Annotated in this window: 22 protein-coding genes; 12 read left to right on the top strand and 10 right to left on the bottom strand. The window is 71.4% G+C overall.

The features are described from left to right. Positions 1-108 precede the first annotated feature (108 nt). The 3 genes from B0675_RS31360 (at position 109) to B0675_RS31370 (ending at position 3,461) form a co-directional block, all read left to right on the top strand. Complete coding sequence (locus B0675_RS31360) at positions 109-1,140, top strand: ABC transporter substrate-binding protein (protein WP_081222982.1); 1,032 nt, start codon at positions 109-111, stop codon at positions 1,138-1,140. Next, the gene (locus tag B0675_RS31365; RefSeq protein WP_081222983.1) at positions 1,140-2,303 is read left to right on the top strand and encodes an LLM class flavin-dependent oxidoreductase; all 1,164 of its coding nucleotides are present in this window, start codon (positions 1,140-1,142) and stop codon (positions 2,301-2,303) included. Before B0675_RS31360 ends, B0675_RS31365 begins: the two co-directional genes overlap by 1 nt. Positions 2,304-2,378: 75 nt before the next feature. Further along, positions 2,379-3,461: an NAD(P)-binding domain-containing protein gene (locus B0675_RS31370; RefSeq protein WP_081222984.1), complete on the top strand. Its 1,083-nt coding sequence runs from the start codon at positions 2,379-2,381 to the stop codon at positions 3,459-3,461. A 66-nt stretch (positions 3,462-3,527) separates the two neighbouring features. Here B0675_RS31370 and mltG read toward each other — a convergent pair whose 3' ends face one another. Further along, positions 3,528-4,397 (bottom strand): endolytic transglycosylase MltG, encoded by an 870-nt coding sequence (mltG, locus tag B0675_RS31375; RefSeq protein ID WP_081222985.1) that lies wholly within the window; start codon positions 4,395-4,397, stop codon positions 3,528-3,530. Between the two features lie 44 nt (positions 4,398-4,441). Continuing rightward, positions 4,442-6,241, bottom strand: coding sequence for an ABC transporter ATP-binding protein (locus tag B0675_RS31380; RefSeq protein ID WP_081222986.1), 1,800 nt, complete (start codon positions 6,239-6,241; stop codon positions 4,442-4,444). Between the two features lie 156 nt (positions 6,242-6,397). Here B0675_RS31380 and B0675_RS31385 point away from each other — a divergent pair, with 156 nt between their 5' ends. Together B0675_RS31385 and B0675_RS31390 are read left to right on the top strand one after the other, a co-directional pair. After that, positions 6,398-6,853 (top strand): MarR family transcriptional regulator, encoded by a 456-nt coding sequence (locus tag B0675_RS31385; protein WP_081222987.1) that lies wholly within the window; start codon positions 6,398-6,400, stop codon positions 6,851-6,853. Positions 6,854-7,058: 205 nt separating this feature from the next. Beyond that, a complete protein-coding gene (locus B0675_RS31390; protein WP_081222988.1) occupies positions 7,059-10,013 on the top strand; it encodes an FAD-binding and (Fe-S)-binding domain-containing protein in 2,955 nt (984 codons plus the stop codon). Here B0675_RS31390 and B0675_RS31395 read toward each other — a convergent pair. Then, complete coding sequence (locus tag B0675_RS31395) at positions 10,003-10,752, bottom strand: L,D-transpeptidase family protein (protein WP_241540064.1); 750 nt, start codon at positions 10,750-10,752, stop codon at positions 10,003-10,005. The two genes, B0675_RS31390 and B0675_RS31395, sit on opposite strands and share 11 nt — an antisense overlap. 268 nt (positions 10,753-11,020) lie before the next feature. On the opposite strand from B0675_RS31395, the gene B0675_RS31400 reads away from it, so the two are divergent. From B0675_RS31400 to B0675_RS31415, 4 genes are all read left to right on the top strand, one after another. Continuing rightward, positions 11,021-12,889, top strand: coding sequence for an ABC transporter ATP-binding protein (locus B0675_RS31400; RefSeq protein ID WP_081222989.1), 1,869 nt, complete (start codon positions 11,021-11,023; stop codon positions 12,887-12,889). After that, a complete protein-coding gene (locus tag B0675_RS31405; protein ID WP_081222990.1) occupies positions 12,886-14,733 on the top strand; it encodes an ABC transporter ATP-binding protein in 1,848 nt (615 codons plus the stop codon). Before B0675_RS31400 ends, B0675_RS31405 begins: the two co-directional genes overlap by 4 nt. A gap of 537 nt (positions 14,734-15,270) precedes the next feature. After that, complete coding sequence (locus B0675_RS31410) at positions 15,271-15,741, top strand: DUF5709 domain-containing protein (protein WP_081222991.1); 471 nt, start codon at positions 15,271-15,273, stop codon at positions 15,739-15,741. Between the two features lie 39 nt (positions 15,742-15,780). Further along, positions 15,781-16,056, top strand: coding sequence for a type B 50S ribosomal protein L31 (locus B0675_RS31415; RefSeq protein ID WP_081222992.1), 276 nt, complete (start codon positions 15,781-15,783; stop codon positions 16,054-16,056). Positions 16,057-16,085: 29 nt separating this feature from the next. Here the strand turns inward: B0675_RS31415 and B0675_RS31420 are convergent, their stop codons facing one another. Continuing rightward, entirely contained in the window at positions 16,086-16,880 is a 795-nt protein-coding gene (locus tag B0675_RS31420; RefSeq protein ID WP_081222993.1) for a metal-dependent hydrolase, read from the bottom strand. A gap of 145 nt (positions 16,881-17,025) precedes the next feature. Here B0675_RS31420 and B0675_RS31425 point away from each other — a divergent pair, with 145 nt between their 5' ends. Together B0675_RS31425 and B0675_RS31430 are read left to right on the top strand one after the other, a co-directional pair. Beyond that, on the top strand, positions 17,026-19,539 hold the full coding sequence (locus B0675_RS31425; protein ID WP_081222994.1) for a DEAD/DEAH box helicase: 2,514 nt from the start codon (positions 17,026-17,028) through the stop codon (positions 19,537-19,539). A gap of 19 nt (positions 19,540-19,558) precedes the next feature. After that, positions 19,559-20,425: an acyl-CoA thioesterase II gene (locus B0675_RS31430; RefSeq protein WP_081222995.1), complete on the top strand. Its 867-nt coding sequence runs from the start codon at positions 19,559-19,561 to the stop codon at positions 20,423-20,425. On the opposite strand, the gene B0675_RS31435 is transcribed toward B0675_RS31430, so the two are convergent. Together B0675_RS31435 and B0675_RS31440 are read right to left on the bottom strand one after the other, a co-directional pair. Next, positions 20,412-21,353, bottom strand: a complete 942-nt coding sequence (locus B0675_RS31435) for a DUF6397 family protein (protein ID WP_081222996.1) — start codon at positions 21,351-21,353, stop codon at positions 20,412-20,414. The genes B0675_RS31430 and B0675_RS31435 overlap by 14 nt on opposite strands. 127 nt (positions 21,354-21,480) lie before the next feature. Continuing rightward, positions 21,481-21,894, bottom strand: coding sequence for a roadblock/LC7 domain-containing protein (locus B0675_RS31440; protein WP_081222997.1), 414 nt, complete (start codon positions 21,892-21,894; stop codon positions 21,481-21,483). A gap of 95 nt (positions 21,895-21,989) precedes the next feature. Between B0675_RS31440 and B0675_RS31445 the strand changes: the two genes are divergently transcribed. Continuing rightward, positions 21,990-22,418 carry a PPOX class F420-dependent oxidoreductase gene (locus B0675_RS31445; protein WP_081222998.1) on the top strand — a complete coding sequence of 143 codons (429 nt, stop codon included), beginning with the start codon at positions 21,990-21,992 and terminating at the stop codon, positions 22,416-22,418. Between the two features lie 40 nt (positions 22,419-22,458). Here the strand turns inward: B0675_RS31445 and B0675_RS31450 are convergent, their stop codons facing one another. Genes B0675_RS31450 through B0675_RS31465 form a run of 4 tightly spaced genes read right to left on the bottom strand, consistent with a single transcriptional unit; the run spans position 22,459 to position 26,506 of the window. After that, a complete protein-coding gene (locus B0675_RS31450) occupies positions 22,459-23,064 on the bottom strand; it encodes an ATP/GTP-binding protein (protein WP_081222999.1) in 606 nt (201 codons plus the stop codon). A gap of 55 nt (positions 23,065-23,119) precedes the next feature. Continuing rightward, complete coding sequence (locus B0675_RS31455) at positions 23,120-23,533, bottom strand: DUF742 domain-containing protein (protein WP_081223000.1); 414 nt, start codon at positions 23,531-23,533, stop codon at positions 23,120-23,122. A 16-nt stretch (positions 23,534-23,549) separates the two neighbouring features. Further along, the gene (locus B0675_RS31460; protein WP_081223001.1) at positions 23,550-23,987 is read right to left on the bottom strand and encodes a roadblock/LC7 domain-containing protein; all 438 of its coding nucleotides are present in this window, start codon (positions 23,985-23,987) and stop codon (positions 23,550-23,552) included. Continuing rightward, positions 23,984-26,506 carry a nitrate- and nitrite sensing domain-containing protein gene (locus B0675_RS31465; protein WP_081223002.1) on the bottom strand — a complete coding sequence of 841 codons (2,523 nt, stop codon included), beginning with the start codon at positions 26,504-26,506 and terminating at the stop codon, positions 23,984-23,986. Before B0675_RS31465 ends, B0675_RS31460 begins: the two co-directional genes overlap by 4 nt. Positions 26,507-26,511 lie beyond the last annotated feature (5 nt).

Here is a 26,511-nt window from a genome sequence, read left to right on the forward strand (position 1 = left end):
CCGTCCCGTCCGCCGGTCCACGTCGCTTCGCCCTACCCACCGGCACGCGCGTGCATCTCACCTGGCTTCACCCCACTGCGGTTCACCCACCTCCACGAACGGAACCCCATGCGACGACGTCCCGTCCCCGCCGCCCTGCTGCTGCCCCTGACCCTGCTGCTCGCCGCCTGCGGCGGAAACTCCGCGGCCGAGACCAGCACGGGTTCCGGCACCGACGGCAAGGGCTCCCTCACGCTCAACGTCGGTGACCAGAAGGGCGGTTCCGAGGCGGTTCTCCGGGCCGCGGGTGAGCTCAAGGACCTCGACTACACGATCAAATGGTCGACGTTCACCTCCGGCCCACCGCTCCTGGAGGCCGTCAACGCCAAGGCCGTCGACATCGGCGGCGTCGGCAACACGCCGCCCGTCTTCGCGGCCGGGGCGCACTCGAAGATCTCGGTGGTGGCCGCCTGGCACGGCAACTCCCAGGGCGAGGCCATCCTCGTGCCGAAGGGCTCGACACTGCGGAAGCCCGAGGAGCTGAAGGGCAAGTCCGTCGCCGTGGCGCAGGGTTCGTCCGCGCACTACCAGCTGATCGCCTCGCTCAAGAAGGCCGGGCTCACTCCGGCCGACGTGAAGGTGAAGTACCTGCAGCCCGCCGACGCGCTGGCCGCGTTCACCAGCGGCAGGGTGGACGCGTGGGCGGTGTGGGACCCGTACACCTCGCAGGTGTTGCAGGCGAAGCAGGGGCGGATCCTGGCCGACGGCGAGGGGGTCGTCAACGGGCTCAGTTTCCAGGTCGCGGCGCCCGGCGCGCTGCGCGACAAGAAGAAGACGGCGGCCGTCAGGGACTATCTGCAGCGGCTGCGCCGGGCCCAGGACTGGGTCTACGAGCACCCGGACGCGTGGGCGAAGGTGTGGGCGAAGGACACCGGCCTGCCGTACGAGGTGGCGCTCGCGTCGGTGAAGCGGACCAACGCGAGCCGCATCGCGGTCGCGGTCGACAAGCCGCTGATCGCCTCCGAACAGGCCATCGCCGACACTTTCACCGGTCTGAAGCTGCTGCCGGGCAAGGTCGACTTCAGTGGTTTCGTGGACCCCCGGTTCAACGGTGACCTGCCGGCGTCGACCACCGCTCCCCGTGTCTTCAAGGAGTCCTGATGACCGTTCACCTGCACTGGTTCCTGCCGACGGGCGGCGACGGCCGGACCCTGGTGGACCGGCACGCCTACACCGGCAACACCCTCGACCGGTCACGCCGGCCGAGCGGCGTGCGCGCGCCGGACATCGAGTACCTGGCCCAGATCGCCAAGGCGGCCGAGCAGTTGGGCTTCGAGGCGGTGCTCACCCCGACCGGCACCTGGTGCGAGGACGCCTGGCTGACGACGGTGGCCCTCGCCCAGCACACCGAGCGGCTGAAGTTCCTGGTGGCGTTCCGGCCGGGTGTCATCTCGCCGACGCTCGCGGCCCAGATGGCGGCCACGTACCAGCGGGTGACGCGCGGGCGGCTGCTCCTGAACGTCGTCACCGGCGGCGACTCGGCCGAACAGCGGCGTTTCGGGGACCACCTCGGGCACGACCAGCGGTACGCCCGGACGGACGAGTTCCTCTCGGTCGTCCGCGGGGTGTGGAGCGGGCAGCCGTACGACTTCGACGGCGTTCACTACCAGGTCGAGGGCGGTCTGACGGCGCTGCCGCCCGATCCGCTCCCGGAGATCTTCTTCGGCGGCTCCTCGGCCGCGGCGGGACCGGTCGCGGCCCGGCACGCGGACGTCTACCTGACCTGGGGCGAGACCCCGGCCCAGGTGAAGGAGAAGACGGACTGGATCCGCGGTCTCGCCGAGCGCGAGGGGCGCACGGTCCGGTTCGGCATCCGGCTGCACACGATCTCGCGGGACTCGTCGGCCGAGGCGTGGGCGACCGCGAACCGGCTGCTCGACGATCTCGACGGGGACACGGTCGCGGCCGCGCAGGCGGCGCTCGGGCGGAGCGAGTCGGTGGGCCAGCAGCGGATGCTGGCGCTGCACGGCGGTTCCCGCGACGGCCTGGAGATCTCGCCGAATCTGTGGGCGGGCGTCGGCCTGGTGCGCGGCGGCGCGGGCACGGCCCTGGTGGGCAGCCACGCCGAGGTCGCCGACCGGATCGAGGAGTACCACGCGCTGGGTGTCGAGCACTTCGTGCTCTCGGGATATCCGCACCTGGAGGAGGCGTACTGGTTCGGGGAGGGCGTGATCCCCGAGCTGGCGGCGCGGGGGCTGCTGTCGGCCGCGACGGAGGCCGGCACGGGCGGTGGTGCGCCGCTGCTCGTGGCCGGCGGCCGGTGACACCGCTCCCGTCGGGTGGCTCACACCTGGCCGCCCGGCGGGAAGATCCTGGAGCGCGGCCGGGTTGGCAGAGGCGTGAACGACACAGGGGTACGCGCGCGTGAGGTCGATGTGGTCGTGGTCGGCGCGGGCCAGGCCGGCCTGTCCAGCGCCTACCACCTGCGGCGTAGCGGCTACGAGCCCGAGCGCGACTTCGTCGTCCTCGACCACGCGCCGCGCCCGGGTGGTGCCTGGCAGTTCCGGTGGCCGTCGCTGACGTTCGGCAAGGTGCACGGGATGCACGAGCTGCCCGGGATGGAGCTCACGGACGCCGACCCGGACCGCCCGTCGGCGGAGGTCGTCGGGGAGTACTTCGACGCCTACGAACGCACCTTCGACCTGCGGGTGCGGCGACCCGTGGACGTCACGGCGGTCCGGGAGGGGTCCGACGGCTGGCTGCTCGTGGAGACGGACGACGGAACGTGGTCCGCGCGGGCCCTGATCAACGCCACCGGCACCTGGGACCGGCCGTTCTGGCCGCGCTATCCGGGCCAGGAGACCTTCCGCGGGCGGCAGTTGCACACGGCGCAGTACGCGGGCCCGGAGGAGTTCGCCGGGCGGCATGTGGTCGTCGTGGGCGGTGGCGCGTCGGGCACCCAGCATCTGATGGAGATCGCGGCGTACGCCGCCGCGACCACGTGGGTGACGCGGCGCCCTCCGGTCTTCCGGGAGGGTCCCTTCACGGAGGAGTTCGGGCGGGCCGCGGTCGCGCTGGTGGACGAACGCGTGCGGCAGGGGCTTCCGCCCCGCAGTGTGGTCTCCGTGACCGGGCTGCCGCTGAACGACGCGATCCGGCAGGGTCTGGCCGACGGGGTGCTCGACCGGCGTCCGATGTTCGACCGGATCACCCCGGACGGGGTGGAGTGGGCGGACGGACAGCGGGTGGAGGCCGATGTGATCCTCTGGGCGACCGGTTTCCGGGCCGCCATCGACCATCTGGCTCCGCTGCGCCTGCGGGAGCCGGGCGGCGGCATCCGCGTCGAGGGGACCCGGGTGGTCGCCGATCCGCGCATCCATCTGGTCGGCTACGGGCCGTCCGCGAGCACGATCGGCGCCAACCGGGCGGGGCGGGCCGCGGTGCGGGACATCAGGAGGCTGACGGCGCCGGCCACCGTGTGATGTCCCGTGCGCCGGGCCGCGTGGCCCGGTGCGGCGCGCCGGTTCCCGCAGCGCTCGGCGCTCGGCTCAGTGGGTGGGCGACGCGGTGGCGGAGGCGGCCGGGGAGGCGCTCTTGCGGCTCTGGTTCCGGTTGAACTCGGCGACGTTGCGCTGGTGTTCCTCGTAGCTGGCCGTGAAGCGGGTGTCGCCCGGCTTGACCGTGACGAAGTACAGCCAGTCACCGGCGGGCGGGTTGATCGCGACGCGCATCGCCTCCTCGCCGGGGTTGGCGATCGGCGTGGGCGGCAGCCCCATGCGCTGGTAGGAGTTGTAGGGGCTGTTGAGCCGGGTGTCCTTCTGCGTGGTGTTCAGCGTGGAGCGGTTCATCGCGTAGTTGATGGTGGAGTCCATCTGCAGCGGCATGCCGCGTTCCAGGCGGTTGAAAATGACCCGGGCCACCTTGCCCATGTCCGCGGGGGTCGCCGCCTCCGACTGGACGATGCTCGCGATGGTGACGGCCTGGTAGACGTTCATCGCGTTGCGCTGGGCGCCCGCGGCGACCGGCGCTCCGTTGAACTTCTTGTTCGCGGTGTCGACCATGAAGGTGAGCAGCGACTCGGGCGTCGACTTCTTGCCGAGCGGATACGTCGCCGGGAAGAGATAGCCCTCGGGATTGCCCTCGGCGTCGTTGGGAAGCTTCAGGTTCGCCTTGGCGAGGGACTTCTTCGTGGTGCCCGCGGGCATCCGCAGGGCCTTGTCGACGGCCGCGTAGACCTGGCCGGAGCGCCAGCCCTCCGGGATGACCAGGGCCTTGGGGGCCTCGTCCTGGTCACTTCCCATGCTGAGCAGCGGCACCGCCACGGCGGTGGCCGCCACGACGGCTCCGGTCGCGATGAGGGCGACCCGGCCCCGGCGCGTCAGTCGAATCGTGCTCCGTGGCGGAGTGTTCATCTGCATAACGGGCACGTTAACCCGCTAATGCACACAAACCCGGCATATCGTCATCTTGTCGGCTCCAGTTGGGCGTCCCGGTCCACGAGGGCGGCGTAGCGGCCGCCCTGATCCAGGAGTTCCTCGTGGGTTCCGCGCTCGACCGCGCGGCCGGAGTCGAGGACCACGATCTGGTCGGCACCGCGGATCGTGGACAGCCGGTGGGCGATGGTTATGGTGGTGCGGTTGGCCGACAGGGAGTCGATGGCCTCCTGCACGGCGTGCTCCGTACGGGTGTCCAGCGCGCTGGTCGCCTCGTCGAGAACGAGCACGGGCGGGTCGCGCAGGATGGTGCGGGCGATGGCGAGGCGCTGCTTCTCGCCGCCGGAGAATCGGTGGCCCCGTTCGCCGACGACCGTGTCGTACCCGTCGGGCAGTGCGGCGATGTGGTCGTGGATCTGGGCCGCGCGCGCCGCCGCGTGCAGCTCATCGTCGGTGGCGTCGGGCTTGGCGAACCTCAGGTTCTCCGCGACCGAGGCGTGGAAGAGGTAGGTCTCCTGCGAGACGACGCCGACCGCGCGGGCCAGGGTGTCGAAGTCGAGGTCGCGCACGTCCACCCCGTCCAGCGTCACGCGGCCGCCGGTGACGTCGTACAGGCGCGGCACCAGGTAGCTGAGCGTGGACTTGCCGGAGCCGGTCGGTCCGACGACGGCGAGACTGCCGCCGGCCGGGACGGTGACGTCGATGGCGTCCAGGATCGGGGCGCCCTTGTCGTCGTAGCGGAACTCGACGTCCTCGAAGCGGATCTCGCCCTTGACCTGGTCGAGGTGGACCGGACGCTCGGGCTCCGTGATGTCGATGGGCAGGTCGAGATACTCGAAGATGCGCTGGAAGAGCGCCAGGGAGGTCTGGATCTGCACACCGGTGGACAGCAGGCTGACCGTCGGCCGGAACAGGCCCTGTTGGAGAGAGACGAAGGCGACGAGGGTGCCGATCGAGATGGTCGGGCCGCCGAGCTGGAGGGCGACGCCCGCGGTCCAGTAGATGAAGGCGGGCATGGCGGCCATGACGATCCCGATGACGGACATGCGCCAGCGTCCCGCCATGTTCGACCGCACTTCGAGGTCGACCAGTCCCTCGGACTCGTCGGCGAACGACTTCGTCAGCGAGTCCGACCGGCCCATGGTGCGGCCGAGGAGGATGCCGCTGACGGAGAGCGACTCGGTGACGGTGGCCGCCATCGCGGCCATCTGCTTCTGCCGCTGGGTGGTGATCCGCTTGCGTTCGTTGCCGACGCGGCGGCTGATCCAGACGAAGACCGGGAGCAGGAGCAGCGAGACCACGGTCAGGCGCCAGTCCAGGGCGACCATGGCGACGATGGTCGCGATCACACTGGTGAGGTTCGAGACCAGGGAGGTCGCGGTGGAGGTGACGGTGGCCTGCATGCCGCCGATGTCGTTGGCGATGCGGGACTGGACCTCGCCCGTGCGCGTCCTGGTGAAGAAGGCCAGCGACATGCGCTGGAGACGGCCGTAGACGGCGGTGCGCAGGTCGTGCATCACGCGCTGGCCGACGGTCGTGGAGATCAGGGTCTGCAGGACGCCGAAGACACCGCTCAGGACGGCGCTGAGGATCATGCCGAGCGCGAGAAGGCTCAGCAGGCCCGTGCGGCCCTGCGGGATGGCCGTGTCCAGGATCGCCTTCAGCAGGAAGGGCGTGGCGACGGACACGAGGGACGCGGCACCGACCAGCAGGCCGACGATCGCGAGGCGGCCCCGGTAGGGGCGGAAGAGGCTCAGGATGCGCCGCACCTGCCGGGGCTGTTCCTTGTCGGCAGGTGGCGGGCTCCAGGTGATGTGTTCGGGAGGCAATGGACTCCTAGGGAAACGGGACGGTGGGAAGCACGGGACCACGGGTCCATGCTGCACGCGAGGACCACGGGTGCACCGTGAGGATCCGGCGATTGACGGAGCCTAGCTCATTGTTACCTATACTCACAATGAACCGCGTCCTGATATTGTTCCCGCATGACCACCCCCGATGCCGACGGCCTGCTCGCCGAGCAGTTGCTGCGCCTCACACGGCGCGTGCACCGCATCCAGAAGCGCCATCTGGAGCAGCGCGAGCTGGGCATCACACCGGCCCAGTCGCGCCTGCTGCGCACCCTGGCGCACTACAGCTCACCGCCTCGGATGGCCGATCTCGCCGAGCGTCTCGAAGTGGTGCCGCGGGCCGTGACGACCCTGGTGGACGCCCTGGAGTCCGGTGGGAAGGTGCGCCGGGTCCCGGATCCCACCAACCGGCGGGTGATCCGCATCGAGGTCACGGACGAGGGCCGCTCCGCCCTGCGGGAGCTGCGTGCCGCGCGCCGCGGCGCCGCGGAGGAGATCCTGGCTCCATTGACGGACGAGCAGCGTGAGGTGCTCGGCGGACTGCTGGACACACTGGTGGACGGAGTGCCGAGGGCCGAGCATCCCTGCTGACGCGGCCCGGCGCCCGAGGTGGGCGCCGGAACCGACGGGCACGGGTGCGACGCCGGGACGGTTCGGCCGCGGCGTCGCCGCCGGGAGGCCCGGCGCGGAGCGGTGGCGGAGCGATCCGGCGGGAACACTGACGTCGGTGGCGCCGCGAGTCCGTCACGGGCGCCCTCACCCGGTCGTCCGGTGAGCCCGTGAGGAGTGGTGCGCGATGCCCCTGCTGGAGCCCGGCCCCGAGGCCCTGCGCCCCGACGCGCGTCCTGGGGCGCCCGCGCCCGACCGGGTCCCCGAGGACCGCGCCGCAGGCACCCCCGAGCCCCTTCGCGGCGAGCTGATCGCCCTGCTCGGCGCCGACAAGGTGCTCACCGGGATCTCCGACCTGGTGCGCTACGCCTCCGACGCCAGTCCCTACCGCTTCCTGCCACGGGTCGTCGTCGTCCCCGAGGACATCGACGACGTCTCGGCCGTCCTGTCGTACGCGCACGGCAAGGGCCGCGAGGTCGTGTTCCGTGCGGCGGGCACCTCGCTCAACGGTCAGGCGCAGGGCGAGGACATCCTCGTCGACGTGCGCCGCCACTGGACCGGCGTCGAGGTCCTGGACGGCGGCGCGCGGGCCCGCATCGCACCGGGTACGACGATCGCCCGCGTCAACGCGGCGCTCGCCCGCCACGGCCGCGTGCTCGGCCCCGATCCGGCGAGCGCGGTCGCCTGCACGGTCGGCGGGGTGGTCGCGAACAACGCCTCCGGCATGACGGCGGGGATCCATCGCAACTCCTACCGCACCCTTGCCTCGCTCACGTTCGTCCTGCCGTCGGGCACCGTCGTGGACACGGCCGAGCCCGATGCGGACGAGCAGCTCGCGCACGCCGAACCGGACCTGTGCGCCGGGCTCCTGCGTCTCAAGGCGGAGATCGAGTCCGACGCGGCCCTGACGGCCCGCATCCGCGCCAAGTACGCGATCAAGAACACCAACGGCTACCGCCTCGACGCCTTCCTCGACGGCTCCACACCGGTCGAGATCCTGCGGGGCCTGATGGTCGGCTCGCAGGGCACGTTCGGCTTCATCTCGGAAGTCGTCCTCGACACCCTGCCTCTGGAGCGACGGGTCACCGCGGGGCTGTTCTTCTTCGGCTCGCTGACCGACGCGGCCGCGGCCGTTCCCCTGTTCAACGCCGCGGGCGCCTCAGCCGTCGAGCTGATGGACGGCAACACGCTGCGTGCCTCGGTGAGCGTCGAGGGCGTGCCCGGCGACTGGGCGGACCTGCCCGGGCCGACGACCGCGCTGCTCGTCGAGTTCCGCGCCGCGGACGAGGCCGCGCAGGAGGCGTACGAGGAGAAGGCGGGCGCGGTGCTGGAGGGACTGACGACGGTCTCCCCGGTGGCGTCGGTGACGAACTCCCTCACCCGCGACAGGACGACCGTCGCCGGGTACTGGAAGGCGCGCAAGGCGTTCGTCACGGCGGTCGGCGGGGCGCGCCCTTCCGGTACGACCCTGATCACGGAGGACTTCGCGGTGCCACCGGAGCGGCTCGCGGAGGCCTGCGAGGCACTCCTCGACCTCCAGACCCGGCACGGTTTCGACGCGGCGGTCGCGGGCCACGCCGCACACGGCAACCTGCATTTCCTGCTGGCCTTCGACGCGTCCCGCGAGGACGACGTGGAGCGGTACGCCGCGTTCATGGACGCGTTCTGCCGGCTCACCGTCGAGCGTTTCGACGGCTCGCTGAAGGCCGAACACGCCACCGGCCGCAACATCGCGCCCTTCCTGGAGCTCGAATGGGGGTCGGTGGCGACGGAGTTGATGTGGCGGACGAAGCAACTGATCGATCCGGACGGGGTGCTCGCGCCCCGCGTCGTCCTCGACCGTGATCCGCGGGCGCACCTGCGGGGCCTGAAGACCATCCCGCGCATCGAGGCCGTCGCCGACCCGTGCATCGAGTGCGGCTTCTGCGAGCCGACCTGCCCCAGCCAGGACCTGACGACCACACCCCGCCAACGGATCGTGCTGCGCCGGGAGATGATGCGCCAGCCCGACGGCTCACCGGTCGAGGACCGTCTCCTGGACGCCTACGGGTACGACGCCGTGGACACCTGCGCCGGCGACTCGACCTGCGCACTGGCCTGTCCCGTCGGCATCGACACGGGCGCCCTGATGAAGGACTTCCGGCACGCGCGTCACTCGCCGCGCGAGGAGCGCGTGGCGGCGCTGGCCGCGCGGAACTTCCGGGCGCTCGAAGCCTCGGCGCGGCTGGCCGTCGCCGTCGCGGACCGGGTCGGCGACCGGTGGGTGGGCGCCGCGACGCGGATGGCGCGCAGGGCCGTACGGCCGGATCTCGTGCCCGAGTGGCTGCCCCGGATGCCCGGGGCGGCGCCCGCGTCCCTGCCGGACACCGCGCGGGTGGGGGCCGCCGCCGTCTACTACCCGGCCTGCGTCAACCGCATCTTCGGCAGCCCCGGAGACGTGTCGCTCGCGCAGGCCGTCGTCGCGGTCTCCGGGCGCGCCGGCCGGCCCGTCTGGATCCCGGACGACGTGAAGGGCACGTGCTGCGCGACGATCTGGCACTCCAAGGGGTACGACGCGGGCAACGCCGTCATGGCCAACCGGATCGTCGAGGCCGCCTGGGGCTGGACCGCGGGCGGGCGGCTGCCGCTCGTCGTGGACGCCTCGTCCTGCACGCTCGGCATCGCGCGCGAGGTCGTGCCTCATCTGACCGCCGACAACAGGGAGTTGCACTCCGCACTGACGGTGGTCGACTCCCTGGTGTGGGCGGCGGAGGAACTGCTCCCCCACCTCACCGTGCGCCGCACCGTCGGCTCCGCGGTGCTCCATCCGACCTGCTCCATGCGGCACTTGGGCGACGAGGAACAACTGCGTGCGGTGGCCGAGGCCTGCGCCGAGGAGGTGGTCGTACCGGACGACGCCGGGTGCTGCGCCTTCGCGGGCGACCGCGGCATGCTCCACCGGGAACTCACCGAGTCGGCCACCCGCGAGGAGGCGGCGTTCGTGGCCTCCCGCACGTTCGACGCGCACCTGTCGGCGAACCGCATGTGCGAGGTGGGGATGGACCACACGACGGGCCGCGGCTACCGCTCCGCGCTGCTGGAACTGGAGCGTGCGACCCGTGACCGCGCCGCCGACGAAGGCGGCGCGGCGGTCAGGCCTTGAGGTCCGCCTTGTCGCCCATGACCACGACCGGGTGCTGGTCGGGGTCGAGGGTGCGCAGCAGGTATTCCATACCGGACTTGGGCAGGCTCACGCAGGCCGAGGTGCCACTGCCGTGGTCCAGGTGCAGCCAGATGCCGCCGCCCTTCTCGTCACCCCAGGGGCGGGTGCCGTCGTCCGGCGGATTGCCCTTGAGGCGGTTGTAGTCGATGGCGATGACGTAGTCGAAGTCGTGCCAGTGCGACTTCGCCCAGTAGTGCGGTGCCTGGAAGTCCTCCGACTGCGTGTACGGCAGCCGGGCGCCCGGGTCGTCGAGCACCCCGCCCGCGTCGCTGAGCGTGTACACACCCACGGGACTGCGCTTGTCGTCCTCGTGGTGGTCGGTCGTCCAGCCCTTCTTGCCGTTGTGCGCGGCCCAGCTGATGGTCTTCTTCCAGTTCTTGCCGGACTTCGTGTACAGCACGGCGGTGGACGTCGCCGAGTCCTTGCCCTCGCCGTAGACCGCCAGAACCTGCCCGGAGTCGGACGGGATCTTGTTCTGGAGCCGGTCACCCACGTCCGGGATGCGGGTCGGGTCCGCGGGGGGAGCGCTGGTGCGGGCCGCCTGTCCGGCCGATCCCGCGTTCCCCTTCACGTCCTTCGACCCGCCGTCCGCCGAGCCACCACAGGCCGCGAGACCGACGGCGAGGGTCCCGCAGGTCACTGCGGCGAGCCCCGTACGCATCGCACCGTTCATTCGCATGCCGTCCATCCTCGCACCACGTAGCTGACGAATCGTCCTCTCCCGCTCCCCGGCCAGTCGCGGCCGATCAGGCCGGATCCATGCTCCCGGCCGGAAAATCGTTTGCCTTCCACCACGTTACGACGCGAACCTTTCACGGTTTGCTGCCGGTCTCCGCGACCGGTCGCCACCGGTCTCCACGACCGGGGTGCGCCGCTCTCCACGACCGGCGGGCTGCCGGAGACCGGCGGCTCCTCCTCGCCCGCCTGACACGAGCCACTGGGACGTCATGCAGATCCAAGACCTTCCGTATCCCGACCCGGGTGTGCCGGACGCCCGCTCGGGTCCCCGATTCCTGTGGTGGCTCGGCCGGAATCAGCTGGGCGGACAGTTCAAGGCGCTGGCGTGGGGCCTGCTGCACTTCGTGGCTGTCTCCGCCCTGCCGTTCTGTGTGGGGATGGCCGTCCAGGCCGTCATCGACCGCTCCGGCACCCGGCTCGCCCTGACCGGTGGGCTCATGGCGCTGTGCGGCGCCTGCATCGCCCTCGGCGAGACCATGCTGCACCGCACCGCGGTCACCAACTGGATCACCGCTGCCGCGCGCGTCCAGCAACTGCTGGCCCGCAGGACCGCCCTGCTGGGCTCGGCGTTGACACGGCGCGTCGCGGCGGGCGAGGTCGTCGCCGTGTCGACCGGCGACGTCGAGAAGATCGGCTGGTTCGTCGAGGCGGTGTCCCGGTTCACGGCGGCCGCCCTGACGGTGGTGCTGGTCTGCGTCGGCCTGGTCGTCTACCAGCCGGCACTCGGCGTCATCGTCGCCGTCGGCGTGCCGGTCCTCGCCCTCGCCGTACTGCCCCTCCTGCCCCGCGCCACCGGACGGGCCGACGTCCAGCGGGAGAAGGCGGGGCGCGCCACCGAACTGGCCTCCGACACCGTCGCGGGCCTGCGGGTCCTGCGCGGCATCGGCGGCGAGGAGCTCTTCCTCGACCGCTACCGCCGCGCCTCCCAGGAAGTGCGCCACGCCGCCGTGCGCAGCGCCCGCATGTGGTCCCTGATCGCCGCGATCCAGGTGCTGCTGCCGGGTCTGCTGATGATCGCCGTCGTCTGGCGCGGCGTGCTGCTGGCCCGCGACGGACGGATCGAGGTCGGCGAACTCGTCACCGTGTACAGCGCCGTCATGCTGCTCACCTATCCTCTGCGGCACTTCGAGGAGATCGCGATGGCCTGGTCGTTCTCGCGCCCGTCCGCCAAGCGGGCCGCACGCGTCCTGGCCCTCGACCGCGCCATGGACAGTGACGGCTCACGGGCGGCGCAGGCGCCGTCCGGTGATCTGTACGACCCCGCGACCGGTCTGCTCGCTCCGGCCGGCCGGCTGACCGCCGTGGTGTGCGGCGACCCGGACGTCGCGGGCCTGCTCGCCGAGCGCCTCGGCGGCCATCCGTCCGAGCGGACCGCCGAGGCCGGCGTCGAGGGGGCCGTGTCCAACGGCTCGGTGCTTCTCGGGAACGTGCCGCTGGACGAACTGCCCCTCGACTCCGCACGCACCGCCGTCCTCGTCCAGGACAAGGACCCGGTGCTGCTGTCCGGCTCCCTGCGGGAGCTGCTCGACGTGCCCGCCTCGGGGCTCGTCAGTGCCGCCTCGGCGCTGGAGGCCGCGCAGTGCGGTGACGTACTGGACGCCCTCACCCAGGGTTCGCTGGATACCGACGATCCGATGGACGCACGCATCACCGAGCGCGGACGCTCCCTGTCGGGCGGCCAGCGCCAGCGACTCGCGCTGGCCCGGTCGCTGATCACCGACCCGGAGGTGCTCGTCCTGGACGAACCGACGTCCGCGGTCGACTCGCACACCGAGGCCCGGATCGCCGAGGGGCTGCGGTCCCTGCGGGCCGGGCGGACGACGGTCGTGTTCACCTCGTCGCCCCTGCTCCTCGACCACGCGGACCGGGTGGTCCTCGTCCACGAGGGCCGGGTCGCCGCGGTCGGAGCGCACCGCCAACTGGTGCGCGACGAGCCGCTGTACCGGGCCGTGGTGACGCGGGAGACCGAGGAGGAAGCCGCCACCAAGGTGGCTTCACGGACCTCCCTGGGCGCTGTGACCCCCGACGACGAAGCCGTGCTGAACGGCGTACTGGAAGAAATCGAGGAGACCGCATGATCGGCGTGGCGCCCCCGGCCTACGACCCGGCCGCCCCGACGACGGCGACCACCCTGCCCGTCGGCGCGCCCGCCACCGTACGCGCCTACGTGACCGACCTGTTCCGACGTCATCGCACGGCGTTCCTCCTGCTCGTCGGCGTCAACACCGTGGCCGTCGTGGCCTCGATGGCCGGGCCCTATCTGCTGGGCGCGGTCGTCGAACGGGTGACGGACCACACGCGTGACCTCCATCTGGAGCGCACCGCCGCCCTGTTCGTCGTCGCGCTCGTCGTCCAGGCCGTGTTCGTGCGGCAGGTGCGCCTGCGCGGTGCCGTGCTGGGCGAGCGCATGCTGGCCGACCTGCGCGAGGACTTCCTCGTGCGGTCGGTCGGACTGCCGCCCGGCGTGCTGGAACGCGCCGGGACGGGCGACCTGCTGTCGCGCATCACCACCGACATCGACCGGCTCGCCAACGCCATGCGGGAGGCCGTTCCGCAGCTGGCCATCGGTGTGGTGTGGGCGGCACTGCTGCTCGGCGGACTCACCGTCACGGCACCGGCGCTCGCACCCGCGGTCCTGATCGCCGTCCCCCTGCTGGTCGTCGGCTGCCGCTGGTACTTCAAGCGGGCACCGGCCGCCTACCGGTCGGAGGCCGCGGGCTACGCGGCCGTCGCCGCCGTCCTCGCCGAGACCGTCGACGCCGGACGCACGGTCGAGTCCCACCGGCTGGGCAGACGTCGCATCGACCTCTCGGACCGCCGCGTGAAGGAATGGACGGCGTGGGAGCGGTACACGCTCTGGCTGCGGTCCGTGCTCTTCCCCATCGTCAACATCACCCATGTGACGGTGCTCTGCTCGGTCCTGATGGTCGGCGGGGTCTTCGCCCTCCACGGCTGGATCGGAGTGGGCCAGCTCACGACGGGTGCGCTCATCGCGCAGATGCTCGTCGACCCGGTGGGGCTGATCCTGCGCTGGTACGACGAGCTGCAGGTCGCCCAGGTCTCGCTGGCCCGTCTCGTCGGTGTCCGGGACATCGAGCCCGCCGCAGGCGATCCCGGCGTGGCACCGGACGGACGTGACGTCCACGCGGACGGGGTCCACTTCGGCTACCGGGCCGGCGTCGACGTGCTCCGTGACGTCACCCTGGCCGTCCCACCCGGGACCCGGGTGGCGCTCGTCGGCCCGTCCGGCGCGGGCAAGTCCACGCTGGGCCGGCTGCTCGCCGGGATCTACGCACCCCGGGACGGCCGGATCACCCTCGGCGGCGCGGAACTGTCCCGGATGCCCGCCGAGGAGGTTCGCTCGCACGTGGCCCTCGTCAACCAGGAGCACCACGTCTTCGTGGGTTCCCTGCGCGACAACCTGCTGCTGGCCCTCCCCCGCGCCCGGCAGGGTCCGGCCGCGGGCACGCCCACGGACGCCCCTGTCGACTCCGCCGGCGTCGACGCCTCCGTCGAGGCCCGGTTGTGGGCGGCCCTCGGAGCGGTGGACGCCGACGGCTGGGCCCAGGCACTGGACGACGGGCTGGACACCGAGGTGGGGTCGGGCGGGTTCGCGCTCACCCCCGCGCAGGCCCAGCAGATCGCCCTCGCCCGGCTGGTCCTCGCGGACCCGCACACGCTGGTCCTGGACGAGGCGACCTCGCTCCTTGACCCTCGTGCGGCGCGCCATCTGGAACGCTCGCTGGCCCGGGTCCTGGAGGGCCGCACCGTCATCGCGATCGCACACCGGCTCCACACGGCCCATGACGCGGATGTCATCGCCGTCGTCGAGAACGGCCGGATCAGCGAGCTGGGCAGCCACGACCAGCTGGTCGCCGCCGACGGCGCCTACGCGGCCCTGTGGCGGTCCTGGCACGGGTGAGTCGGGGGCCGGCGAGTCGGGGTCTTGCCAGTCGGGGGTGAGTGAGACGGGCGCGGGCAGTCCGCAGGGCTCGGGGCCGGCCCGCCCCGGGGTGGCTGGGGGCGGGCCGGCGCCGACAGGACGCGGTCGGGAGGAGCGGGCCTCCCCGGGGTGGGCCTGCCTCACCGGCGTGCGGCACGGACGGGACGCTCGGCAGGGAAGTGCACGGCCCGGGCGCCACGGACCGGGGCGATCCTCCTGGCGTCGGCCGCCCGGGCGGCCGGCGTCCTGATTCAGGGCGGGAGCGGGACCCCGCCTGCCTCTGGAGCCCTGCTGCGACCCGCGCCCTACCGCGTCGACGGCCCCTGCGGCACCGCAGGTCCGCCCCTGTGGCGTTGCGCGGTGCCGAAGGGGGATGGAAGGCTGGATGTGGACACCCGCTCGGGGGACCTCCGGGAACCACCCGGTTCGCGTGGGGCGACAGCCGTGTCCCGTGGCCCGCGTGCCCGTCGTCGGTTTCGGCGGCGCCGGTCCCGTCCGCACCCCCTGGAGGTACTCGTGGACAGCGCCGACGGTTGGGGAGACGAGGTCTACCAGCCCGACGGATCCGAGGTACAGGACGACGCGGGGCTGCTCGACGCGGAGGACACTCTCACCACCGACGGCGTCGACGACCCCCTGGACCGCGGCTGGTCCCCGCCCGAGCGGCCCTGGGCGGTGGAACACCAGGGTGTGACCGCGTCGGAGGCCGTCGCCGGCGAAACCCTTGACGAGCGTCTCGCCGAGGAGCTGCCCGACGTCACCGCGTCGGACGGCGACGGCATCGGTGACTGCGAGGACACCGACGGCGAGCCTCTCGACGACGAGGTCGGCGACCGCCGCTCGGGCCGTCTGGTGGCACCGGACGAGGGGGCGCACGAGGATGAGGAGAGCGGGCTCATCGCGACGGACATCGGTATCGACGGCGCCGCGGCCTCGGCCGAGGAGGCCGCCATGCACATCGTCGACGAGGACTCCGTGTCCGGCTGACCGGCGCCCGGCCCAGGTCACTGCCCCGAAGGAGCATCCATGCAGCAGGACAAGCAGCCCGACTACCACGCCGTGGTCTTCCGCGACCGCAGCGCCGGTTACGCCTTCCTCACCCGGTCCACCGCCACGAGCGAGCGCACCATCGAGTGGGACGACGGGGAGACCTATCCGGTCGTGGACGTGGAGATCTCCTCGGAGAGCCACCCGTTCTACACGGGCAAGGCCCGCACCGTGGACTCCGAGGGCCGCGTCGCCCAGTTCGAGCGTCGGTACGGAGGCGGCGGACAGGGCTCCGACGGAGCCGGGAACGCCTGAGCCGTGCCGGCCTCCCGAGGGAGTCCGGCTCAGATGAAGTTCATCGCGGCCGCGCAGCCCACGCCGCCCAGCAGCATGAAGGCGGGCATCAGCACCTTGAGCTCGACCCAGCTGCCGGCGCGGAACCGCATCACCTTGGGCGGCCCGATCGGGTACCAGCGCTTGCGACCGACCGGGATGGGCCACAGGATCGGGCAGCCGGACACCGTGAGCGCGTCCCCGATGTCGTGAACGAGCGCGCCGAGGACGATCGGCAGGCCGAGCCACAGGTACTCCTGCCCGGGCGAGGTGAACAGCCAGTCCGAGCCGTTGCCCGGCTTGTCCAGGATTCCGGCGAGGATCCAGGCGCTCGTCGCGGCGAGGAGCCAGACCAGCACATCGCTGCTCGACCCGCGGGCGGCCCGCCACAGCAGGCCCTCGATGGCGAGGACCATGTGGACGAAGAGGAGGGCGAGGACCGCCCAGCGGCCGCCGGTGATCGCCAGCACGGAGGCTCCGGCGCCTATGAGCACGGCCCACAGCCAGGTGTGCGTCAGTGTGCGGTGGCCGCCGGAGCGCCGGGGATCGCCCTGCTTCCTGGTTCCCTTGTAGACGGCGTACGACAGCTTGTCGACGATCTCGCACAGGCCCCGCGACAGGGGTCCGAAGGCGCGCGAGATGGTGGCCGCCTTGTGGTCGAGGTCCGGGGCGAGCGCGGCACCGGCGCAGATCAGCGCGCCGACCAACAGGACCGGCCAGGGCATGGTGTGACCGGCCGCGGCGGCGGCCGCTCCGACGCCGAGCCAGGCCGCGGCTCCCGACAGTGAGTGTGCTGGTCCCATCATGGCCGTTCCCCGCCCCATTCCTCTTGTGCCGCTGCCCAGTTGCCCGTGCCCGCTGACGCGTCGTCGGCGACACAGCGTAGCGTTCGTGATCATCGGACCGGCATCCGATTCCCCCATAGCGTGCGTCGGCAGGCAAGATGGGTGCGTGACCCTCATCGATCAGCTGCCGCAGACCGCAGACCCCGACGCCCTTTACGAAGCCTTCGAGTCGTGGGCCGGGGAACGCGGTCTCACGCTCTACCCCCACCAGGAGGAGGCGCTGATCGAGGTGGTCTCGGGGGCGAACGTGATCGTCTCCACGCCCACCGGGTCGGGCAAGAGCATGATCGCCGCGGGCGCGCACTTCGCCGCGCTCGCCCGGGACGAGGTCACCTTCTACACGGCGCCGATCAAGGCGCTGGTCTCGGAGAAGTTCTTCGAGCTGTGCAAGATGTTCGGCACCGAGAACGTCGGCATGCTCACCGGCGACGCGTCCGTGAACGCCGACGCTCCGGTCATCTGCTGCACGGCCGAGGTGCTCGCCTCCATCGCGCTGCGGGACGGCAAGCAGGCCGACGTGGGCCAGGTCGTCATGGACGAGTTCCACTTCTACGCCGAGGGCGACCGCGGCTGGGCCTGGCAGATCCCGATCCTGGAACTCCCCCAGGCGCAGTTCATCCTCATGTCGGCGACGCTCGGTGACGTCGCGATGTTCGAGAAGGACCTCACGCGGCGCACCGGACGTCCCACCTCGGTGGTCCGCTCCGCGACCCGGCCGGTCCCGCTCTCCTACGAGTACGTCCTCACTCCGCTGACGGAGACGCTCACCGAGCTGCTCGCCACGAAGCAGGCCCCGGTCTACATCGTGCACTTCACTCAGGCGCAGGCCGTGGAGCGGGCGCAGGCGCTGATGAGCATCAACATGTGCACGCGTGAGGAGAAGGACCAGATCGCGGCACTGATCGGCAACTTCCGCTTCACCACCAAATTCGGCCAGAACCTCTCGCGTTACGTCCGGCACGGCATCGGTGTGCACCACGCCGGCATGCTGCCCAAGTACCGGCGCCTGGTGGAGAAGCTGGCCCAGGCCGGTCTTCTGAAGGTCATCTGTGGCACGGACACGCTGGGGGTGGGCGTCAACGTCCCCATCCGCACCGTGCTGTTCACCGCGCTCACGAAGTACGACGGCACCCGGGTCCGGACGCTGCGGGCGCGCGAGTTCCACCAGATCGCCGGACGCGCCGGGCGGGCGGGCTTCGACACGGCGGGTTACGTCGTGGCGCAGGCGCCGGAGCACGTCATCGAGAACGAGAAGTCGCTCGCGAAGGCGGGCGACGACCCGAAGAAGCGCCGCAAGGTGGTGCGCAAGAAGGCTCCCGAGGGCTTCGTCGGGTGGACGGACAGCACTTTCGAGAAGCTCATCGCATCCGATCCCGAGCCGCTGACCTCGCGCTTCCGCGTGACGCACACGATGCTGCTGTCGGTGATCGCCCGGCCCGGCAACGCCTTCGACGCCATGCGCCATCTCCTCGAGGACAACCACGAGCCGCGCAAGCAGCAGCTTCGCCATATCCGGCGGGCGATCGCCATCTACCGCTCGCTTCTCGACGGCGGCATCGTCGAGAAGCTCGACGAGCCCGACCCGACCGGCCGCATCGTGCGCCTCACCGTCGACCTTCAGCAGGACTTCGCGCTCAACCAGCCCCTGTCGACGTTCGCGCTCGCCGCGTTCGACCTTCTGGAGCCCGAGTCGCCGTCCTACGCCCTCGACATGGTCTCGGTCGTGGAGTCCACGCTGGACGACCCGCGACAGATCCTCGCGGCGCAGCAGAACAAGGCCCGTGGCGAGGCCGTGGCCGCGATGAAGGCCGACGGTGTGGAGTACGAGGAGCGCATGGAGCGGCTCCAGGACGTGTCGTACCCCAAGCCCATGGAAGAACTGCTCTTCCACGCGTACAACGTGTACCGCAAGAGCCACCCGTGGGTCGGTGACCATCCTCTGTCGCCGAAGTCCATCATTCGCGACATGTACGAACGGGCCATGACCTTCACGGAGTTCGTGTCCTTCTACGAACTCGCCCGCACCGAGGGCATCGTGCTGCGCTACCTGGCGAGTGCCTACAAGGCGCTCGAGCACACCGTCCCGGACGACCTGAAGTCCGAGGACCTGGAGGACCTGATCGCCTGGCTGGGCGAGTTGGTGCGCCAGGTCGACTCCAGCCTTCTCGACGAGTGGGAGCAGCTCGCCAATCCCGAGGTGATGACGGCGGAGGAGGCGCAGGAGAAGGCCGATCAGGTCAAGCCGGTCACCGCGAACGCCCGTGCTTTCCGTGTCCTCGTCCGCAACGCGATGTTCCGCAGGGTGGAACTGGCCGCTCTCGACCACGTCCGCGAGCTCGGCGAGCTGGACGCCGACGCCGGCTGGGACGCCGACGCGTGGGGCGACGCGATGGACAAGTACTGGGACGAGTACGAGGACCTCGGTACCGGTCCCGACGCTCGCGGCCCGAAGCTGCTGTCGATCGTCGAGGAGCCGCAGAACGGTCTGTGGCGTGTCCGCCAGACCTTCGCCGATCCGAACGGCGATCACGACTGGGGCATCAGTGCGGAGGTCGACCTGGTGGCCTCCGACGCGGAAGGCCGTGCCATCGTCAAGGTCACCGACGTCGGCCAGCTGTGAGCACGGGAGAGAACCAGCGATGACGAATCCTGCCGAGAGACTCGTCGACCTGCTCGACCTGGAGCAGATCGAGGTCAACATCTTCCGGGGCCGCAGTCCGCAGGAGTCCCTCCAGCGGGTCTTCGGCGGACAGGTGGCGGGCCAGGCGCTGGTGGCCGCCGGCCGCACCACCGAGGGCGACCGGCCGGTGCACTCGCTGCACGCGTACTTCCTGCGCCCCGGCCGGCCGGGTGTGCCGATCGTGTACCAGGTCGAACGGGTGCGGGACGGGCGGTCGTTCACGACCCGCCGGGTCACCGCGGTGCAGCAGGGCCGCACGATCTTCAATCTCACCGCCTCCTTTCACAAGCCTGAGGAAGGGAGCTTCGAGCACCAGTTGCCGCCGGCCCGTGTGGTGCCGGACCCCGAGTCCCTGCCGACGGTGTCGCAGGAGATCAAGGAGCATCTGGGGGCTCTGCCCGAAGCGTTGGAGCGCATGGCGCGGCGTCAGCCGTTCGACATCCGCTATGTGGACCGGTTGCGCTGGACGCCCGAGGAGACGAAGGGCGCCGAGCCGCGCAGCGCGGTGTGGATGCGTGCCGTCGGCCCGCTGGGCGACGACCCGCTCGTGCACACCTGTGCTCTCACCTACGCGAGCGACATGACCCTCCTGGACGCCGTCCGGATCCCGGTGGAACCGCTGTGGGGTCCGCGTGGCTTCGACATGGCGTCGCTGGATCACGCCATGTGGTTCCACCGGCCGTTCCGTGCGGACGAGTGGTTCCTCTACGACCAGGAGTCCCCCATCGCGACGGGCGGACGTGGGCTGGCCCGCGGCCGCATCTACGACCAGGAGGGGCACCTGCTCGTCTCGGTCGTCCAGGAAGGCCTGTTCAGGGCGCTGTAGGCAGGTTCGCGTCCGCGTTCCTGCGGCGCAGCCACCCGAGGAGCCTCCGCGAGCGGGCGACGTCCGGCTCGTCGGTGGCGTCGGTCGTGCGGGCGGGTGCCGGTGGCCGGTCCTGGCGAGTGGCCGGCATCGGCGGGACCGCGGACACACCGGGTCGGGGTGCGGGCCGATTTTCCCGTGCCTCGGAGAGGGTCTGGCGCAGGTCGGCCCGGAGCCACCCGATCTCGTCGGGATCGTCCGCCGTCATGATGCGCTCGGCGATCAGCGCCGAGGGCGAGTCCGGAGCCGCGCCGGAAGCCCGGTCGGGCCGGAGACGATTGAGGTACGCGCGCTCGTAGGGGTCCCGTGCGACCTCGGCGACCGCAGCGGGGGCGAGCAACGACGCCACGACAGCGGCACGAGCCCAGGGATCCTCGGACTGCCGGAGCTGGAAACCCAGGTGGCGTCCGCGCCAGTTGCGGGGCCGGAGATCGACGCCTTCTTCGAGCTGACCGCGGAGTCCTTCGGGCGTCCGGCCCTTCATCAACGGGGCGTGCTTCTCGTCGGCGGCGAACTGCCGCAATTCTTCGGCGAGATACAGCCAGACAATCGCCCGGTATCGGTTCAAATAGAACTTTACGGGCACCACGAGGCCCAGGCGGGCGAGGCGGGTGAACCGCGTGGTCGTCATACCCATGAGCGCGGCGCCCTCCGTGGTACCGACCGCCTTCACCCGCTCGTGCAGGGTCTCGGGGAAGCCGGCCTCGGAACGCAGCCGGTCGATCTCGGCGCGGGCGACCCTGCGTCCCCCGCCTCCCTCGTCGGGGAGGGTGCGCACGCAGCCGAGGTGCACGGCCAGGTCGAACTCTCCGCGCCTGAGTTCCAGTTCTCGCGCGGCGCGGCCGAGCGATGCGGTGGCGGACTGGGTGATGGTGCTGCCGGCGGTCATGACGGTTCTCCCCCGTGGAGTCGGATGCTCGCGCCGTGTGCGCTCGCCTCGGAAAAAACCGTATCCGGCCGGACGGACATCGCGGCGAGCCTGTGGAAAACTCTGACCGCGACGACGAAGCAGCAGGTCAGAGGTCTGTGGCGGGCCTGCTGCCCGGCAGTCGCGCGTCCACGCCGAGGTGCTCACCGACCCGGTTCACCAGCAACGTCATCTCGTACGCGACCTGACCGATGTCCGCCTCCGCACCGCTGAGCACGCACAGACAGCTGCCCGCGCCGGCCGCAGTGACGAAGAGCACGGCGTCGTCGAACTCGACCATCGTCTGCCGTACGTGCCCGGCGCCGAAGTGGCGTCCGGAGCCCTTGGCGAGGCTGTGCAGTCCCGACGAGACGGCGGCGAGGTGTTCGGCGTCCTCGCGTCGCAGCCCCGTGCTCGCGCCGGTCACCAGCCCGTCGTTCGAGAGCACGAGGGCGTGCCGGACGTGTTCGACCCGCTGGGTGAGGTCGTCCAGCAGCCAGCCAAGTCCCGTGTTCTGTGCCATGATCCGGTCTCCCCGTGTGTCGTTTCCCCCCGACCGGAGGATTCGCCCAGCAAGCCTTCCCCACTGCCGCCCTCCGGGCAAGGAGGATGGGCGGCATGGCAGAGAAGATGACCGACGAGCAGTGGCGAGCGTTCGTCTCGCAGGGAACCCGCACGGGGAAGCTGTCCACCGTCCGGGCCGACGGCAGTCCGCACGTGGCACCGATCTGGTTCGTGCTGGACGGCGAGGACCTGGTGTTCAACACCGCGAAGGACAGCGTGAAGGGGAAGAACCTGGCGCGGGACGGCCGGGTCGCCCTGTGCGTGGACGACGACCGGCCGCCCTTCGCCTTCGTGGTGCTGGAGGGCCGGGCCGTGTTGTCGGAGGATGTCGACGATCTGCGGCACTGGGCCGCCCGGATCGGCGGCCGTTACATGGGCGAGGACCGCGCCGAGGAGTTCGGCAGGCGCAACGGCGTACCCGGTGAACTGCTCGTCCGCCTGCGGATCGAGAAGGTCCTGGCCTTCGCCGCGGTGGCCGACTGAGCGGTCACGACCCGGACGACAGAAGCGGCCGGCCTCGGCCTCAACCGACCGAGTCGAGGAGCCGGGCGGTGTGGACCCGCCCGGCGTACTCGACGAGCCGGATCAGCACCTCCTTGCCGGAGTCGCGATCACGGGCGTCGCAGAGCACGACCGGGGTGCCCCGGTCGAGGTCGAGGGCGCGGGAGACATCCTGAGCGCCGTACGCGCGTGCGTCGGCGAAGCAGTTGACGGCCACCACGAACGGGATGTGCCGGTGCTCGAAGTAGTCGACCGCCGGGAAGCAGTCCTCCAGCCGTCGGGTGTCCGCCAGGACGACCGCGCCCAGGGCGCCCGTCGACAACTCGTCCCACAGGAACCAGAAGCGGTCCTGGCCGGGCGTCCCGAAAAGGTAGAGCGAGAGGCCCGACCTGATGGTGATGCGCCCGAAGTCCATGGCGACGGTCGTGGTGACCTTCTGGTCCACTCCGCCGGTGTCGTCCACCGACTGGCCGGCCTCGCTCAGCAGTTCCTCGGTACGCAGCGGCCTGATCTCGCTGACGGCGCCCACCAGGGTGGTCTTCCCCACGCCGAATCCGCCCGCGACCAGTATCTTCAACGCCAGGGCGGAGGTGTCGCCACCCGAGGCGTCGGAGTTCTCGGAGACCATCGATCACTTCTCTCGGGAGTGTCGACCACCGTCGACGTCGGTACCTCTGGGTCATCTAGAGCGCCCTCAGTCCCTCGATCACCTCGCGGAGGATGCGCTCGTCGGGCAGTTGTGCGGGCGGTACGGGGCGGCTGACGGTGACACAGCCGCGGTCCAGCAGGTCTCCCAGCAGCACCCTGACCACGCCCAGCGGAAGATCGGCGTCGGCGGCCAGCTCGGCGACGGACTGGGTTTCGGTACGGCACAGTTCGATCAGGGTCCGGTGTTCCGGTCCCAGGGAGGTGTCGTCGTCGGCCCCCGGGGCGCCCTCGTCGAGGGAGACCAGGGCGATCAGATCGAAGTGGACCCCGGTGGGGCCCGACTGGGTGCGGCCGCCCGTCATCGCGTAAGGACGGACGAGAGGCCCCGCCTCCTGGTCGTACCACTGGCTCCCGGGCTGTGCCGGGGCGCCCGACGTCTCCTCGGTCATCTGCTGCCGTCCTCGGTCAGCCGGCGGCGGGCGGCTGTGCGGCGGCGCGCGCGGGCGTGCGGAGGTGCTCGCCGACCCGTTTGACCAGGAGTGCCATCTCGTAGGCCACCAGGCCGATGTCCGCGGTGACCGCGGTCAGGACGGCGAGGCACGACCCGTCTCCCGCCGCGGCCACGAAGAGGAAGCCGTCGTCCATCTCCACCATCGTCTGGCGCACCCCGCCGACCCCGAAGTGGCGCCCCGCCCCCTTGGCCAAGCTGTGGAATCCGGAGGCGACGGCGGCGAGGTGCTCGGCGTCCTCGCGCCGCAGACCGGTGGACGCGCCCACCGCCAGGCCGTCGTTCGACAGCACCACGGCGTGTCGCACGTCGGCCGCACGCAGCACCATGTCGTCCAGCAGCCAGTCGAGTTCACCGGAGGGCTGGGCGGATCTCGTGCTCGGATCCTGGATCATGCGGAGTCTCCTTCGCTGCTGTCGCGGCCCGCTGTGGCATCGGGGGGCGCGGGGACGCCGGGTGACGTGCCGCCACCGCGTATCCAGCCGTCCCGGTAGGCGGTCATCCGCGCGCGTACGCGTTCGGGTGTGCGCTCGTCGTCCGTCGCGGACGGTGGTGGTTCCGCCGTCTCCGAGGCGCGCTGTCCGCGCAGTTGAGGTGCCAGGTGTGCCTGGCGTACCCGCCGTGGGAGTTCTTCGGAGGTCTCGGTCTCGTCGGCCGGGCGGTGCAGGCGGAGTGTCGCGACATTGGGCGGTGGCGTCTCCCGTGAGCCGTTCACGGGGCCTTCGGGCGCCGCTGCCACGGGCGGTATCAGTGCGGGGCGTTCGCCTGCTGTTCGGACGGCGTCCTGCTCCGGGACGGACGCCACGCGCGCGTACTCCCGTTCCACCGGCCTGTCGGTCTCGGCCTGTGCGGTGGATCGTTCCCTCGGGCCGCCGTCCAGGAGGGCGGTGGGCAGCAGGACCACCGCGGTGGTGCCGCCGTAGGGCGAGGTCCGCAATTGGACCTTGATGTTGTGCCGGGCAGAGAGTCTGCTGACCACGAAGAGGCCGAGCCGGTCGCTGTCGAACAGATCGAGTGCCTCGGACTGCTCGATGCGGCGATTGGCCTGGGCGAGTGTCTCCTTGCCCATGCCGAGGCCCCGGTCCTCGACCTCGATCACGTAGCCGTTGCCGACGGGTTCGCCGGTGATCCGGACGCGGGTGTGGGGCGGCGAGAACTGGGCGGCGTTCTCCACGACCTCCGCGAGGAGGTGGGTCAGGTCGGCGACCGCGGTCCCGATCACGGCAGCGTCGGGAAGCTGGCGCACCTCCACGCGCGCGTAGTCCTCGACTTCCGAGACGGCCGCCCTGACCACGTCGGTCAGCGAGACCGGCATCCGCCAGGCGCGGCCGGGTGCGGCTCCGGAGAGAATGATCAGGCTCTCCGCGTGGCGTCTCATCCTGGTGGTGAGGTGGTCGAGGCGGAACAGGTCGCTCAGCTCGTCGGGGTCGTCCGACCTGCGCTCCATGGTGTCCAGGAGGTTCAGCTGACGGTGCACGAGCACCTGGCTGCGCCGGGCGAGGTTGACGAAGACTCCGGAGATACCGCCAGCTAGTTCCGCGCGTTCGACGGCGGCACGCAGAGCGGCTCGGTGCACGGTGTTGAGCGCTTCGGCGACCTGGCCCGTCTCGTCGTCCGAGGGCTTTCCGAGGGGCGCTTCGGCACGCACGTCGACCGCTTCACCGGCCCGGAGGCGGCGCATGGCCTCGGGAAGTTTCCTGCGCGCGATGTCCAGGGCGCTGTCGCGGAGGCTGACCAGTTCGACGACGAGGTCGCGGCCGATGCGCACGGAGATGATCAGCGAGGCGATGCCCGCGGCGAGTCCGAAGAGGACCGCCGCGCCCGCGGGCGTGAGCAGGGCCCTCCCGAACGGGTCCGCCCGGTCCGCGACGGCCGCTTCGGTCGCGATCGTCCGCATACCGTCCTGCACACGTGCGTGAGCGATGTCCCAGGCCGATTCCGGCGCTGCCTCGACGGCCTTGATCCCCGGGCGGGCGGCCAGCACCTTGTCCTCGACCGTGCTCACGTCCAGGTAGGCGGCCCCCCGGGCCAGGTCCTTCCAAGCCGCGAGTTCGGGTCCTCGTAGATCCACCATGGCGGCATCCGTCAGAGCGCGGCGTGTGTCGACCGCGCCCGTGAAGAGGCGGAGCCGCTCACCGTCGAGTGTTCCGGCGAGCCGGGCCCCGCCGAGGACGGCGTCCTCCTGGGCGAGGGCTTCACCGGCCCGGGCGAACTCGAGCAGTACGCGCGCGTCGGAACTCATTCCCGCTTCGTCGACGCCGGAAAGCGCTCCCTCGACCCCGAAGGCGGTCGCGATGGCCTTCGTGTAGCGGTCGTACGTCTCGTCCCAGCCGGTGCGCCGGTCCAGTACGGAGGTGCGGAGCGACGTCAGGCTCCCCGCGTCGGTGACGAAGGCGTCGAGCCGTCGCGTGGCCGCCGCGGGGAGGTCTGCGCCGTCGGCGACGGTGTGGTCGTCGCCGAGGCGGAGTTTCCCGACGGCGCGGTCGGTCTGGCGGGAGAGGTTCCTGAACTCGCTGGACCGCGCCGTGGCGGGGTCGGTCGCGTAGCCGACCGCGGCGGCACGTTCTGCCTGGAGCGCGGCGACAGCGGCGTCGACGGGAGCACGCACGGTGGTGTCCACGCGTTGCAGTTGACGCAGCCGTGCGACGTCCTGAGCGGTGCCGACGGTGGCGAACGCCCACAACGCGAGCAGCGAGACGACCGGCACCATCAACAGGCTGACGACTTTGGCCCGCACGGTACGGGGCCGAAGGTGCCATCCCTCAAGGGGAGGGCGGGTCTGCGTCACAGCGTCGACGGCGGACACATCGAACTCGGGGCGCTCGTCCGCCGGCGGGCCCGCGTGGGCCCGGCGACCGCGGGCCCGTGGTGGCGGCTGGGCACCGGCTGTGGTGGATCTGCGGGGTGTACGCATGGCCT

Source organism: Streptomyces sp. M41(2017) (genome assembly GCF_002078175.1).
GTDB lineage: Bacteria > Actinomycetota > Actinomycetes > Streptomycetales > Streptomycetaceae > Streptomyces.

Excerpts from the sequence above, each read along its gene's own strand:
- B0675_RS31360 (WP_081222982.1), top strand. The coding sequence starts at position 109 with ATGCGACGACGTCCCGTCCCCGCCGCCCTGCTGCTGCCCCTGACCCTG.
- B0675_RS31365 (WP_081222983.1), top strand. The coding sequence starts at position 1,140 with ATGACCGTTCACCTGCACTGGTTCCTGCCGACGGGCGGCGACGGCCGG.
- mltG (WP_081222985.1), bottom strand. The coding sequence starts at position 4,397 with ATGCAGATGAACACTCCGCCACGGAGCACGATTCGACTGACGCGCCGG.
- B0675_RS31385 (WP_081222987.1), top strand. The coding sequence starts at position 6,398 with ATGACCACCCCCGATGCCGACGGCCTGCTCGCCGAGCAGTTGCTGCGC.
- B0675_RS31390 (WP_081222988.1), top strand. The coding sequence starts at position 7,059 with ATGCCCCTGCTGGAGCCCGGCCCCGAGGCCCTGCGCCCCGACGCGCGT.
- B0675_RS31395 (WP_241540064.1), bottom strand. The coding sequence starts at position 10,752 with ATGCGAATGAACGGTGCGATGCGTACGGGGCTCGCCGCAGTGACCTGC.
- B0675_RS31400 (WP_081222989.1), top strand. The coding sequence starts at position 11,021 with ATGCAGATCCAAGACCTTCCGTATCCCGACCCGGGTGTGCCGGACGCC.
- B0675_RS31405 (WP_081222990.1), top strand. The coding sequence starts at position 12,886 with ATGATCGGCGTGGCGCCCCCGGCCTACGACCCGGCCGCCCCGACGACG.
- B0675_RS31415 (WP_081222992.1), top strand. The coding sequence starts at position 15,781 with ATGCAGCAGGACAAGCAGCCCGACTACCACGCCGTGGTCTTCCGCGAC.
- B0675_RS31420 (WP_081222993.1), bottom strand. The coding sequence starts at position 16,880 with ATGATGGGACCAGCACACTCACTGTCGGGAGCCGCGGCCTGGCTCGGC.
- B0675_RS31430 (WP_081222995.1), top strand. The coding sequence starts at position 19,559 with ATGACGAATCCTGCCGAGAGACTCGTCGACCTGCTCGACCTGGAGCAG.
- B0675_RS31435 (WP_081222996.1), bottom strand. The coding sequence starts at position 21,353 with ATGACCGCCGGCAGCACCATCACCCAGTCCGCCACCGCATCGCTCGGC.
- B0675_RS31440 (WP_081222997.1), bottom strand. The coding sequence starts at position 21,894 with ATGGCACAGAACACGGGACTTGGCTGGCTGCTGGACGACCTCACCCAG.
- B0675_RS31445 (WP_081222998.1), top strand. The coding sequence starts at position 21,990 with ATGGCAGAGAAGATGACCGACGAGCAGTGGCGAGCGTTCGTCTCGCAG.
- B0675_RS31450 (WP_081222999.1), bottom strand. The coding sequence starts at position 23,064 with ATGGTCTCCGAGAACTCCGACGCCTCGGGTGGCGACACCTCCGCCCTG.
- B0675_RS31455 (WP_081223000.1), bottom strand. The coding sequence starts at position 23,533 with ATGACCGAGGAGACGTCGGGCGCCCCGGCACAGCCCGGGAGCCAGTGG.
- B0675_RS31460 (WP_081223001.1), bottom strand. The coding sequence starts at position 23,987 with ATGATCCAGGATCCGAGCACGAGATCCGCCCAGCCCTCCGGTGAACTC.
- B0675_RS31465 (WP_081223002.1), bottom strand. The coding sequence starts at position 26,506 with ATGCGTACACCCCGCAGATCCACCACAGCCGGTGCCCAGCCGCCACCA.